The following is a 12,646-nucleotide window of genomic DNA, read 5'->3' as shown; positions in this document are numbered from 1 at the left end:
TCATGGGCGCTCGCTAGAGTGATCTCCGTAGGTGTGCTGGACGGGGGAGGCGTCGATGGCGGAGGACGACGGGACGGGGCGGCCGGTGTATCCGACGCTGCCCACGACGAGCACGACGAGCACGGCGAGTGGCGGGACGAGCGGGAACGGCGGAGGCGGCGGAGGCGGTTCCGCGGACCTGAATGTCGACGCCGCGGAGCTGGTCGCGTTCAAGAACAGGGTTGACGGGCTGCTGACCAGGCTCGACAACTCGTCGGCGGCGCCGACGGAGATGGCGGGCGGCACAGTCGCCAGGGCGGACCTCGGCACGGGCTTCGGTGAGGCCGACGAGCTGTACGGGGTCTACCGCAGAGTGCACGGCGAGCTCCAGAATCTCTCCAGGGGCCTGGCCGGCCAGATCGAGGCCCTGGGCATCGCGGTCGACGGCTCCCGCAGGGGATACGAGAACATCGACGACGAGATCAAGCTGCGTATGCAGCGCATCAGCCAGGACGCGCGGCGGGACTGGGAGCGGCGCGAGCGGGAACGGCGCGAGGAGCGGGAGCAGACCGCGGACGGGGGCTCCACGGATGCCCGGCCCGCGGACGGCGGCGGCGATTCGTCGGGCGTCACGGCCTGACGCGAGGCGGTCGGCTGCGGTGACATGACGTCACATGACGCCACATGACGCCACCTGACGCCACGTGACGTCAGGAACGCACGGAACGCGGCACGCGCCGGAAGCGCGGGGACAACGGGGAACACGGGGAAAGAAGGACCGGAGTCATGCTGGAGAACAGCGGGGGCGGGGGATCGCCCGCGGGGAGCACCACCAACTTCGAGGCACACACGCATCAGGAACTGCGGGACATGATCGCCGCCGCGAACCCTGACACGCTCAAGAGCCACGCCGATCTGCTGTCCGAAGCGGCGACGGCCATCAGCGACATCGGCGAGGACCTCAAGACGTACATCACCTCGGTGAACTGGCGGGGCGGGGCGGGCGAGGCGTTCGAGGAGTGGGGCGACCAGACCTGGAAGGCCACCCTGCTGCTGGCGGACTACAGCGCGGTGGGCGCGACCTGGATGGGCGACGCGGCCCAGACCCTCAGGGAGGTCAAGGCCGGGCTCCCGCAGGTGGACGCGTCGGCGCGGGGCAACCTCGAAGCGGCACTGGAGTTCCGCAACGACCCCGATTCCCGGACGATCGCCTCGGAGGCGAGGGCCAAGCTCAACGAGGACCACGCGGAAGCCGTTCAGCAGATGAACAAGCTCGCGCAGTCGTACTCACTGTCGTCGTTCGTGATAGGGGCACAGGAGCCACCGGTGTTCCCGCCGCCGCCGGGGGCGTTCGTGCCGGATGTACAGATCGACAGCTCCAGTGACGCGTCCTGGTCCACCGGGTACACGAGCGGTGGTAGTGGTACGTCTGACGGCTCCGTCGCCTCGGCTCGCCACGCTGCCACGGAGACCCGGGGATCGGTGACGCCGGGTGTGAACCCGGAGGTTCGTACCTACCAGCCGTCGCCGACGCGGGACGTTCCCGTGGCCATGGAGATCGACGGGGTGGCCACGCTGCCTCCGACGCAGCTTCCGCCGACCGGCACACCGAGTGTGGTTCCTCCGACAGGCCGTCCCGACGGTACGGTCATGCCTCCGGTCGGAGTGATCCCGCCCGTGTTCGGCGGCGGCACCGCCACGCCCGTTTCCGGGGGAGGGCGCTCGGGCGGCGGTGGGCGTGTGTCGCCGCTGCCCGGACAGGGGTCTCTCACCAGCGGTTCCCCGGGCGCGCGTGTGCCGCGTGACAGCGGCATCGTCGGCGGTCGGCCCCTGCCTCCTTCGAGCTCGGGCCGCCCCACCGGCGGGATCCCGCGTGGCACGGTCGTGGGCGGTGAGGCCATGCACGGACGTCCTCCGATGGCCGGCGGGACCGGCGGCGGTGCGATGGGCGGCCCCATGGGCGCTCAGGGCGGTACGGCCGGCGGCCGGCGGTTCGCGAGTGAGACCGGCGGGACGGTGGCCGGGCGCACGCAGCAGCCCGGGACGACCGGCGCCCGCCCCTTCACCCCCGGTGGTTCCGGCCTGGTCCGTGGCGCCGGGGCGGACGGCGGAGGCCGTTCCTCGCAGGCCGGGCGCGGGGGCATGGTGCCGCATCCCACGCAGCGGGGCGGTCGCCGCCCCGAGAGCGAGGACGGACAGCGCCCCGACTATCTGACAGAAGACGAAGAGACCTGGCAGCAGGGCGGTCGCCGTATCGTGCCGCCGGTCATCGACTGAGCCCCGCCCCTGTCCGAATCCGGTGAGAAGGACCGTACATGCGCGCCAGCAGCACCCGAACCACTCGGTGGAACGTGCTCATATCCGGCTCTCTGGGGCTGCTGCTGGCGGGCGTGGCGGCGACTCCCGCCCACGCCGACACGGTCCGGTCGAGACAGTGGCACCTCGACATCATGAAGGCCGAGCAGATGTGGGAGACCAGCACGGGCGAGGGCGTCACGGTCGCGGTCATCGACTCGGGTGTGGATGCCGCACCCGACCTCGAAGGGCAGGTACTGCCCGGCAAGGACTTCTCCGTGCGGCCGGGGAACGAGCGTGACGACTTCGGTAACCACGGCACGAGCATGGCGGCGCTGATCGCGGCCACGGGCGAGAGCCATGGCGGAGACGGAGCCTTCGGTCTCGCGCCCGGGGCGAAGATCCTCCCCGTCCGGGTGGACCTCGGCGCGGGCAGGTCGGGCGACGAGATGGAAGCCGGAGCGATCCGCTATGCGGCCGACTCCGAAGCGAAGATCATCAACATCTCGCGGGCCGGTCCTTACGACGGCGTCGCGACCCGCGATGCCGTGAAGTACGCGCTCGACAAAGGGAAACTCATCTTCGCCGGTGTGGGGAACGACGGCGAGTACGGCAGCGTGAAGTACCCCGCGGCGACACCGGGCGCCGTGGGCGTCGGAGCGGTCGGCAAGGACCTGAACGCCACGTCGGAGTCCCAACGTGGCCCCGAGGTGGACCTGGTCGCACCGGGCGAGGGAATCATCACCGCCTGCGCGGGCAAGACAGGCCTCTGCGACAGCAGCGGCACCAGCGACGCCACCGCTCTCGTCTCCGCCTCCGCCGCCCTCATCTGGTCCAAGTACCCGGACTGGACGAACAACCAGGTGCTGCGCGTCATGCTCAACACCGCCGGCGGCCCGACCAGCGGCGCCGAGCGGAACGACTACGTCGGTTACGGAATGGTCCGTCCCCGGATCGCCCTCACCGACCCCGGCGACCCCGGCCCGGCCGACGAGTACCCGCTCCCCGACCTCGCGGCGGCCGACTCCACGGCGCCTTCGCCCGAAGCCTCGGCCCCGGAGTCCCAGGAGGCGGGCAACGGCGACCGGACCGAGCCGCCCGCCCCGGCCGCCGCGTCCTCCGGCGGTGGCGACACCGGGCTCTGGATCGGTCTGGGCATCGGCGCGGCCCTGCTCATCGGCGCCGCCGTCGCCGTACCCCTCATCCGCTCCCGCCGCCGCGCCGCCCCCCCTCCGCAGCACCCCCCGACCCAGGGCTTCGCCCCGTACCAGCAGCCCTCGTACCCGCCCCAGCAGCCGCAGCAGTACAACCAGCCCCAGCAGTACGGACCGCCGCCCCAGCAGCCCGGGGCGGCGCAGCAGTACCCGCGGTACCAGCCGAATCAGAACCAGTCACCACAGCAGTACCCGCCGTACGGCCCACCTCAGCCGTAACGGAATCGCATCGCCGTCCCAGCCGTCATCTCGACCATTCCAGCCATCAGTTCATAGGTTCACAACGGGGGAACCATGTCGTTCGACAAGGAGTGGGCATCCGCCCGCACTGATGCCACAGCCAATACCGATATGCGGCTGAACAGAGTTCCCGACGAAGGATCGGCCGGCGGGAGCAGTGCCGATCTGAGCGTCAATCAGGACAAACTCGGAGAGATCGGGAGCGCGGCATACGCGCTGCACGGCAGGCTCCGTTCCGACGGCGGTCACGCCCGCGGCAGTACCTCCGAGGCGGCGACGATGATGACCGTCAACGGCTTCCGTACCGGTGCCGCCATGCGAACGGTCCATGACACCTGGAACTCGCAGCTCAACACCCTGCTCGACGCCTGCGCGAATATCTCCAACCATCTGGACTACAGCGCGGCGTCGCACGCAAGGGAAGAGCAAGAGATCACGGCCGCCCTCGCGGCGTCCAGGATAAACGAGTACTTCAAGTAGCCGCGGGGTAATCATGCTGACCTTCAACGATGTGTACCACGCCCCGCTGGACAAGCTGAAGACGGCGGCGGACGACTGGTCGGAGATGACCACCAAGCTGGAGACGCTTGCCGAGGACGCGCGGACGACCATGGTGGCCAGGGCGAGGGACGACTACTGGCGGGGCGTCAACGCCGAGGTCACCAAGCCCTTCGTCGACAAGACCGCCAAGGAGTTCGACGACGCGGCGAAGGCGGCCAAGGGCATCAAGCTGATTCTCCACGACGGCTACGAGGCGTTCAAGAAGGCCAAGGACGACCTCAAGAGGATCATGGACACGGACGCCCCGGCTCAGGGCCTGGTCGTCACCGCGCATGGCAGGGTCGAGGCGCAGTATCCGCTGGGGGAGAGCCAAGCGGCCCGCCACGATCCTGATTTCAGCGAGTTGCTCCGCAGCCAGAACGGCGAGATCGACGCGATGCAGCGCCGTATCGACGCCGTCGTGGAGACGTGCGACGACGCCGATGTGGCCACGGCCAACGCGCTCACGGCGAACATCACCTCCGATCAGCACAACTTCAGCGCGCCGAGGTACGACAGCCTGGACGCCGAGGAGGCACAGCGCGCCATCGACCTGGCCAACAAGGGCCGAGACCTCACACACGCCGAACTCCAGCAGCTCAATGAGCTTCTGAGGGACAATCACTCGTCACGCGAGTTCTCCAGGACCTTCTACGACGGCCTCGGCCCAGAAGGGTCCTTGGAGTTCTTCGGCCGGTTGGCGGCCGACACCTACGACAACTCCGACCTCGACGAGGAACGTCTCAGGGACGTCCAGGCGCTTCAGCGGAACCTTGGCCTCAATCTGGCCACCGCGACCAACCCCACGGGTGGCAACGACCCGTGGACGGAGCGGTGGTCCGAGGACATGCGTCGGCTCGGTACCGAGCGCATCCCGCTGACCAGGTACGACATGCATCCACCGTACGGATATCAGCTCCTCGGCGGGATCATGCGATACGGCAACTACGACCCGAAGTTCCTCAACCCGATAGCCGAGCATGTGGTCCAGCTGCGCCAGAGGGACCCCAACATGTTCGCCGACTCGAAATGGATGACCACCACACCGGCGAATCCCCTCAACCCGTCGGGTGTGAACGGATCCGGCTACGACCCGGTCGTCAGCATGCTGGAGGCGCTCGGGCACAGTCCGGAGGCGTCGAGGCAGTTCTTCTCCGCTGAGCCGACGGCCTACAACGAGGACGGCACCGTCAACACGAGTGCCGCGCCGGACCTCGGTGAGGACAAGGACGGCAACCCCATCGGGAGCTACCTCGACTACTTCGCCACCGAGGAGTACGAGTCGTTCCCCGACATCGACGGCTTCGAGACCGAGGCCGCGATTCGGGCCACGTCCTACATGCCGGACGCACTGGGGCACGCCCTGGAGTCCGCCACACTCGGCTATCCCTGGGACAGCCCGGATCCGAACGCCGTCCGGGACGAGACATCGGCCGCGATCATGCAGGACGTCGTCAAGAAGTACGGACAGGACGCGGGTCTGCTCAAACACCAGGAGGCGCTGGCGGACAGCATGGGCAACATGGGAGCCGGCTATATCGACGACATCAACTGGGCGTTGGAAGAAGGCGTGGACGGCAGTATCTTCGCCCCGGACAGGAACGCCGAGGCTCATGCCAGGTTCGACCGGGGCGACGCCCGGGCTTTCCTCAGCGCTCTGGGGCAGCACCCGGACGCGTACGCGTCCGTCACCACCGCCGAGCGGATCTACACCACCAGCATGCTGGAGGCCCAGGTGGGTCAGGATGGCCGCATCAACGAGGGCGCGGCCCGGGCGGCGGTGGGCGTCGGCGCCGAGGTTCAGGGGATGCTCGACCAGTCGCGTGCCGACCAGGTCGAGGCGGAGGGCCTGAAGCTGCACGAGGACTACGAGAAGGCACAGCAGCAGCGGTCCGCCTGGGTCGAGTTCGGGGCGACCTCCGCGATCGCCGCCGGTGTGGCGTTCCTGCCGGCCACGGCTGCCGCGGCCGGAGCGGCGGCCATTCTGGTTCCCCTCGCCGTCGACACCGGCAGTGGAGCACTGGAGCAGATCGCGGGGCAGGTCATCGGTGACTGGTCGGACAATGCCATCGACAAGCACAAAGAGGACGTCGAAGAGCTGACCCGGGCGGAGAAGACGACCGTGTTCCGGGCGGGTGAGCAGAGTGCGGAGGCGCCCATGAGGCATTTCCGTGACCAGTACGGCATCGATATGAACAGTGACTTCGGCAGAGACCTCCAGGACTCCGTCGATCTCGGTTACGCGAAGGGCAATGACCGGGAGAACCAGCAGGGCAATGATCCCGAGACCGGCTGAGCGAGACCGGCTGAGACAGGACCTGGACAAGAGAAGCCGAGACAAGAGAAAGAGCGAGATCTGTGAGGACACGGAACACCGCGCGAACCGTGGGTGTCATGCTGGCATTCTGCCTTGGTGTATCGGCGTGCGGCGGCGGTGAGAGCGAGGAGGAGCCTCTCTTCGTCGATGCCGGGAAGCTCTGTGATTCCGTGTTCTCCGACGACGCGGTGGTGGCCGCCCTGGAGACCACGGTCGGCGACACATCCTTCTGGCGCAACGGTGAGGGCGCGCTGGACAGGGTTGTCGCCAAGCTCAAGAGTTTCTACGCGGACGGACAGGACGTATACGGCGCCGAAGAATTCTGCAGGATCAAGGGCGAAAAGCGTGGCTCCGGGCGCCTGAACGTCAGCTTCGCCCTCTACAAGCCGGATGACGTGGTGGACCGCGGCCACTCGGCGAGCCAGCGGTTCTACGAGCTCGGGAAACTGGCCGTGGCCGGTTCCGAGCGGTCGACGCTCTACTTCGAGTGTGTGAGCCCTCAACTGGACGGCTCGGACAAGGACCCCGCGCGTATTTCGGGCGGCATACGCCTCAGCGAACGGAAGGTGGCGGAAACCCAGGCCCTACGCGAGGACAATCTCACCGTTCTGCACGCGGCGTCGTTCGCCCTGGCGAAGAAGCTGGAATGCGAGAACAACGGGGGACTGCCGCAGACGGTGGTGCTTCAGCCGAAGCCCGAGCCCGAGCCGGGGTCCGAGCCGGGGTCCGAGTCCGAGGCCGCGGCGAAGCCGGAATAGAACTGCCCCATAACGGCTGCATGGTCGCCCCGGAAAGCCCGGGGCGACCATGCAGCCGTTACATCTGGAGGCCGTGGCGGGAATCGAACCCGCGTAACTCGCTTTGCAGGCGAGTCCCTGAACCACTCGGGCACACGGCCGTGTCCGTCATGCGTGATGCGTGTCTCTGTGTAGCTCTACTCGACCGTAGAGCGGCGGTGGGCCGGGCTCAAGGCGGGTGGGGGTGGTGCAACGCGACTGCCACACTCCGTTCATGGTCGTACGACCAAGGGCCCAGCCCGGATCAGTCCCCATGACAGGGATCAAACAGGGGTTCGGCCCTTACGCTGTGTCCATGACCACCCTGGAACCAGGCGGCGCCGATGTCGCTCCCGCCGGCCTCGCCGCCGTCCCGGCAGCCGTACTCCCGACCTCCGGCGAGGCTCTCGACCAGGGTGGTGTCCTGGGTCCCGCGCACCGGGCCCTCAGTATCGGCATCGTCTCCGTCGTCCTGCTGATCGCCTTCGAGGCGACCGCCGTCGGTACGGCGATGCCGGTGGCCGCGCGGGAGCTGAACGGGGTCGCGCTGTACGCCTTCGCCTTCTCCGCGTACTTCACCACCAGCCTCTTCGCCATGGTGCTCTCCGGGCAGTGGGCCGACCGCAGCGGGCCGCTCGCGCCGCTCGCCACCGGGATCAGCGCCTTCGGTGCCGGGCTGCTGCTCTCGGGCACGGCGGGCACGATGTGGCTGTTCATCGCCGGCCGTGCCGTCCAGGGGCTCGGCGGCGGCCTGGTCATCGTCGCGCTGTACGTCGTCGTCAGCCGTGCCTATCCGGAGCGGCTGCGGCCCGCGATCATGGCCGCGTTCGCCGCGAGCTGGGTGATCCCCTCCGTCGTCGGGCCGCTCGCCTCCGGCACCGTCACCGAACATCTCGGCTGGCGCTGGGTCTTCATCGCGATACCCGCCCTGGTCGTGCTGCCGCTGGCGCTCGCCCTGCCCGCGATACGGCGGATGGCCTCCGGGCCCGCCGACCCCTCCGCGCCACCCGTCGCCCTCGACCGGCGCAGGATCCGGCTGGCGTTCGGGATCTCGGCGGGCGCCGGGCTGCTCCAGTACGCGGGGCAGGATCTGCGCCCGCTCTCCCTGCTCCCGGCCGCGGCCGGCGCGGCGCTGCTCGTCCCCGCCGTCCTCGGGCTGCTGCCCGGCGGCACCTGGCGGGCGGCCCGCGGACTGCCGTCCGTCGTGCTGCTGCGCGGTGTGGCCGCGGGCTCCTTCATCGCCGCCGAGAGCTTCGTACCGCTGATGCTCGTCACCCAGCGCGGGCTGTCGCCGACGATGGCCGGGCTCTCGCTCGCGCTCGGCGGGGCGACCTGGGCGCTCGGTTCGTACATACAGTCCCGGCCGCGCATGGAGCCCCACCGCGAGCGGCTGATGGCGGGCGGCATGGTGCTCGTCGTCGCGGCCATCGCGACGGTGCCGAGCGTGCTGATCGAGTCCGTCCCGGTCTGGATCGTCGCGGTCGCCTGGGGCGTCGGCTGTCTCGGCATGGGCGCGGTGATCGCCTCGACGAGCGTGCTGCTGCTCAAGCTCTCCGCTCCGGAGGAGGCGGGCGCGAACTCCGCCGCGCTCCAGATCTCCGACGGACTCTCGAACGTCCTGCTGCTGGCGATGGGCGGCGCGGCCTTCGCGGCCCTGGGCGGCGGCGGGGTGGGCGGCCACACCACCTCGGCGGTCAGCGGCGCCGGCGCGGCGGGCTCGCACCCGGCGGCCTTCGCCGCGGTGTTCCTGCCCATGGCGGCGGTGGCACTGGCGGGGGTGTGGGTGGCCACGCGCGTGACCACCCGGGTGACCGCCGGGGCACCCGCGCCCACTCGTGTACGGAGCCGATGACCAGTCGCGTACGGACGCGATGATCAGTCGCGTACGGACCCGATGCCAGGGGAACGCGATGGCAGGAGCGCCGGTCACAGGGCCCCGGTCGCAGGAGCCCCGCTCATAGGGCCCAGCTCGCGCGGGCCCCGCCCGTACGGGACCTGCCCGCGCGGGCCCCGCCCGTACGGGACCTGCCCCCCCCACGGCCCCCGCCCCCACGGCCCCGCCCGTACAGGCCCCGCCCCGCAGCCCCCATGACAGAGCGCTCGATCCTCGGCCCGAACAACCGGCGAATGCGGGCGAACCAGGGCAACTCCCCTCGCTCATGGCACCCTTGGCGGTCCATGAGGTACGGATGTGGCGCCCGTCGCACCCGGCCTCATTCGTACGAGGATCCCTCCGCCCCACCGGTAGGGTGGCCCGGTCGTCGTACGCCACCGCGTACGCGCCCCGTCACCCCGAGCGCCCGAACCGGAGACCGTGACTACTACCGCTGCCTCCCACCACCTCTCACCCGCCTTCCCCGGCCGCGCCCCCTGGGGCACCGCCAACAAGCTGCGCGCCTGGCAGGAGGGTGCCCTCGGCAGATACCTCCAGGAGCAGCCACGTGACTTCCTCGCCGTCGCGACCCCCGGCGCCGGCAAGACGACCTTCGCGCTGACGCTCGCCTCCTGGCTGCTGCACCACCATGTCGTCCAGCAGGTGACCGTCGTCGCGCCGACCGAACACCTCAAGAAGCAGTGGGCGGAGGCGGCGGCGCGGATCGGGATCAAACTCGACCCGGACTACAGCGCGGGACCGCTGAGCAAGGAGTACGACGGCGTCGCCATCACCTACGCGGGTGTCGGGGTACGGCCCATGCTGCACCGCAACCGGTGCGAGCAGCGCAAGACCCTCGTCATCCTGGACGAGATCCACCACGCCGGCGACTCCAAGTCCTGGGGCGAGGCCTGTCTGGAGGCGTTCGAGCCCGCGACCCGCCGGCTCGCGCTGACGGGTACGCCGTTCAGATCCGACACCAACCCCATCCCCTTCGTGGCGTACGAGGAGGGCGACGACGGCATCCGCCGCTCGTCCGCCGACTACACCTACGGATACGGCAGCGCCCTCGGCGACGGAGTCGTCCGTCCCGTGATCTTCCTCAGCTACAGCGGCAATATGCGCTGGCGCACCAAGGCCGGTGACGAGATCGCGGCCAAGCTCGGCGAGCCCATGACCAAGGACGCGGTCTCGCAGGCCTGGCGCACCGCGCTCGACCCGCGCGGCGACTGGATGCCCAATGTGCTGCGCGCCGCCGACCGGCGCCTCACCGAGGTGCGCAAGGGCATCCCGGACGCGGGCGGACTGGTCATCGCGAGCGACCAGGACTCGGCGCGCGCGTACGCGAAGCTGATCCGCGAGATCACCGGTACGAAGGCCACGGTCGTCCTCTCCGACGACACCGGCGCGTCGAACCGGATCGACGAGTTCAGCGCGGGCGAGGACCGCTGGATGGTCGCGGTGCGCATGGTGTCGGAGGGCGTCGACGTACCGCGTCTCGCCGTGGGTGTGTACGCGACGACCATCTCGACCCCCCTGTTCTTCGCGCAGGCCGTCGGCCGTTTCGTACGGTCCAGACGCCGTGGCGAGACCGCGTCCGTCTTTCTGCCCACCATCCCCAATCTGCTCGGGTTCGCGAGCGAGATGGAGGTGGAGCGCGACCATGTGCTCGACAAGCCGAAGAAGGGCGGCGAGGAGGACCCCTACGCCGAGTCCGAGAAGGAGATGGCGGAGGCCGAGAAACTCCAGGACGAGGACACGGGCGAGCAGGACACGCTGCCCTTCGAGGCGCTGGAGTCCGACGCCGTCTTCGACCGGGTGCTCTACGACGGCGCCGAGTTCGGTATGCAGGCGCACCCGGGCAGCGAGGAGGAGCAGGACTATCTCGGCATCCCCGGACTGCTGGAGCCCGACCAGGTGCAGATGCTGCTCCAGAAGCGGCAGGCACGCCAGATCGCGCACAGCCGCAAGAAGCCGGACGCCGAGGCGGATCTGCTGGAACTGCCCGCCGAGCGACGGCCGGTGGTCTCCCACAAGGAACTGCTGGAGCTGCGCAAGAAGCTCAACGCGATGGTCGGCGCCTATGTCCATCAGAGCGGCAAACCGCACGGGGTGATCCATACGGAGCTGCGCCGGGTGTGCGGCGGACCGCCGAGCGCCGAGGCGACGGCGGGACAGATCCGGGAGCGGATCGCGAAGGTACAGGAGTGGGCCACCCGGATGCGTTGAGCCGTACGGGGGCCGGGCAAGCCGTGACGGGGGTCGGGCGAGTGGCCGTACGAGTCGTACGGGCCCGGACGAGGGCCGTGCGAGCTGTACGGGGCCCGACGAGTCGGACCGGTCGGGCGGTCGTACGGGGAGCTGGTGGCGCGTGCGCCGTACCCGGGCCGCGCCCGTCGCGGGTGGCGTGTGCGCCTTCCCCGGCGCGTCGAACCGGTCGCGCCGGGCGAGCCGTTGGCACTTCCGCCGGGGCGGGCGCCTGACTCCCGGCGGTACGGGCCGCTCGCCCGGCGGCGCCCGCCGACACCGTTGTCGGCCGTGAAGGTCACCTGACATAGCGGGAGTAATCACTCCAAGTCACCATTCTGCCGACTTCAGGCCCGAAGGTGGATCAACTCCCCTTCCCTGCCCGGATTCTGGACGAGGTCTTCCGCTCAGCGGTGCCTCTCGCTACTGTCCGCAATGTGAACGCCCCGTGGCAGCTCGGCCTCGGAGCGCAGCGAAGGGAGACGGCGTCGTGACCGCGGAGACCTCCCAGACGCTCGACCGGGGACTGCGTGTCCTCAAGCTGCTCGCCGACACCGACCACGGCCTGACCGTCACCGAGTTGTCCAACAAGCTCGGTGTCAACAGGACCGTCGTCTACCGGCTCCTCGCCACCCTCGAACAGCACGCGCTGGTCCGCCGTGACCTGGGCGGCCGGGCCAGGGTGGGCCTCGGTGTGCTGCGGCTGGGCCGGCAGGTGCATCCGCTGGTACGGGAAGCCGCCCTGCCCGCGCTGCGCTCGCTCGCCGAGGACATCGGCGCCACCGCGCATCTCACCCTCGTCGACGGTGCCGAGGCCCTGGCCGTCGCGGTCGTCGAGCCGACCTGGACGGACTATCACGTCGCCTACCGGGCGGGATTCCGCCATCCGCTCGACCGGGGCGCCGCGGGCAAGGCGATCCTCGCCGCCCGCCGGACCGCGCTCACCGAGCCGCGCTGCACCCTCACCCACGGGGAACTGGAGGCGGGCGCCAGCGGAGCCGCCGCCGCGCTGGTCGGGGTGACGGGGATAGAGGGCAGCGTCGGCGTCGTGATGCTCGCCGACTCCGTACCGGAACGGGTGGGCCCGCGTGTCGTCGACGCGGCCAGGGAAGTCGCGGACGCCCTGCGCTGAGGCGCCTGTGCGCTGAGGCCTCGGTGCGCCTGG

Annotated in this window: 9 protein-coding genes and 1 tRNA gene; 9 read left to right on the top strand and 1 reads right to left on the bottom strand. The window is 70.0% G+C overall.

The features are described from left to right. Nucleotides 1-55 precede the first annotated feature (55 nt). The 6 genes from ACWGDX_RS09805 (at nt 56) to ACWGDX_RS09780 (ending at nt 7,343) form a co-directional block, all read left to right on the top strand. Nucleotides 56-619, top strand: coding sequence for a hypothetical protein (locus tag ACWGDX_RS09805; RefSeq protein WP_453623926.1), 564 nt, complete (start codon nt 56-58; stop codon nt 617-619). 146 nt (nt 620-765) lie between these two features. Then, nucleotides 766-2,256, top strand: a complete 1,491-nt coding sequence (locus ACWGDX_RS09800) for a WXG100 family type VII secretion target (protein WP_453623924.1) — start codon at nt 766-768, stop codon at nt 2,254-2,256. Nucleotides 2,257-2,294: 38 nt separating this feature from the next. Continuing rightward, a complete protein-coding gene (gene mycP, locus ACWGDX_RS09795) occupies nt 2,295-3,707 on the top strand; it encodes a type VII secretion-associated serine protease mycosin (RefSeq protein ID WP_453623922.1) in 1,413 nt (470 codons plus the stop codon). A gap of 75 nt (nt 3,708-3,782) precedes the next feature. Beyond that, a complete protein-coding gene (locus tag ACWGDX_RS09790) occupies nt 3,783-4,208 on the top strand; it encodes a hypothetical protein (protein WP_453623920.1) in 426 nt (141 codons plus the stop codon). Nucleotides 4,209-4,221: 13 nt separating this feature from the next. Next, on the top strand, nt 4,222-6,564 hold the full coding sequence (locus ACWGDX_RS09785; RefSeq protein WP_453623918.1) for a hypothetical protein: 2,343 nt from the start codon (nt 4,222-4,224) through the stop codon (nt 6,562-6,564). Nucleotides 6,565-6,662: 98 nt separating this feature from the next. Then, nucleotides 6,663-7,343, top strand: coding sequence for a hypothetical protein (locus ACWGDX_RS09780; protein WP_453623917.1), 681 nt, complete (start codon nt 6,663-6,665; stop codon nt 7,341-7,343). 65 nt (nt 7,344-7,408) lie between these two features. Here ACWGDX_RS09780 and ACWGDX_RS09775 read toward each other — a convergent pair. Further along, nucleotides 7,409-7,483: transfer RNA gene (locus ACWGDX_RS09775), tRNA-Cys, on the bottom strand. Nucleotides 7,484-7,677: 194 nt separating this feature from the next. Here ACWGDX_RS09775 and ACWGDX_RS09770 point away from each other — a divergent pair. The 3 genes from ACWGDX_RS09770 to ACWGDX_RS09760 all read left to right on the top strand — a co-directional run bounded on the left by ACWGDX_RS09770 (nt 7,678) and on the right by ACWGDX_RS09760 (nt 12,613). Further along, on the top strand, nt 7,678-9,213 hold the full coding sequence (locus ACWGDX_RS09770) for an MFS transporter (protein ID WP_453623915.1): 1,536 nt from the start codon (nt 7,678-7,680) through the stop codon (nt 9,211-9,213). 462 nt (nt 9,214-9,675) lie between these two features. After that, the gene (locus tag ACWGDX_RS09765; RefSeq protein ID WP_453623913.1) at nt 9,676-11,463 is read left to right on the top strand and encodes a DEAD/DEAH box helicase; all 1,788 of its coding nucleotides are present in this window, start codon (nt 9,676-9,678) and stop codon (nt 11,461-11,463) included. A 508-nt stretch (nt 11,464-11,971) separates the two neighbouring features. Further along, nucleotides 11,972-12,613, top strand: coding sequence for an IclR family transcriptional regulator (locus tag ACWGDX_RS09760; protein WP_453623911.1), 642 nt, complete (start codon nt 11,972-11,974; stop codon nt 12,611-12,613). Nucleotides 12,614-12,646 lie beyond the last annotated feature (33 nt).

The organism is Streptomyces sp. NPDC055025 (assembly GCF_053608565.1).
The sequence above is the reverse complement of the archived record's forward strand: the minus strand, read 5'-3'. Positions and strand labels throughout refer to the sequence as shown.

Coding starts and splice junctions, on each gene's coding strand:
- ACWGDX_RS09805 (WP_453623926.1), top strand. CDS start 56: ATGGCGGAGGACGACGGGACGGGGCGGCCGGTGTATCCGACGCTGCCC.
- ACWGDX_RS09800 (WP_453623924.1), top strand. CDS start 766: ATGCTGGAGAACAGCGGGGGCGGGGGATCGCCCGCGGGGAGCACCACC.
- mycP (WP_453623922.1), top strand. CDS start 2,295: ATGCGCGCCAGCAGCACCCGAACCACTCGGTGGAACGTGCTCATATCC.
- ACWGDX_RS09790 (WP_453623920.1), top strand. CDS start 3,783: ATGTCGTTCGACAAGGAGTGGGCATCCGCCCGCACTGATGCCACAGCC.
- ACWGDX_RS09785 (WP_453623918.1), top strand. CDS start 4,222: ATGCTGACCTTCAACGATGTGTACCACGCCCCGCTGGACAAGCTGAAG.
- ACWGDX_RS09780 (WP_453623917.1), top strand. CDS start 6,663: ATGCTGGCATTCTGCCTTGGTGTATCGGCGTGCGGCGGCGGTGAGAGC.
- ACWGDX_RS09770 (WP_453623915.1), top strand. CDS start 7,678: ATGACCACCCTGGAACCAGGCGGCGCCGATGTCGCTCCCGCCGGCCTC.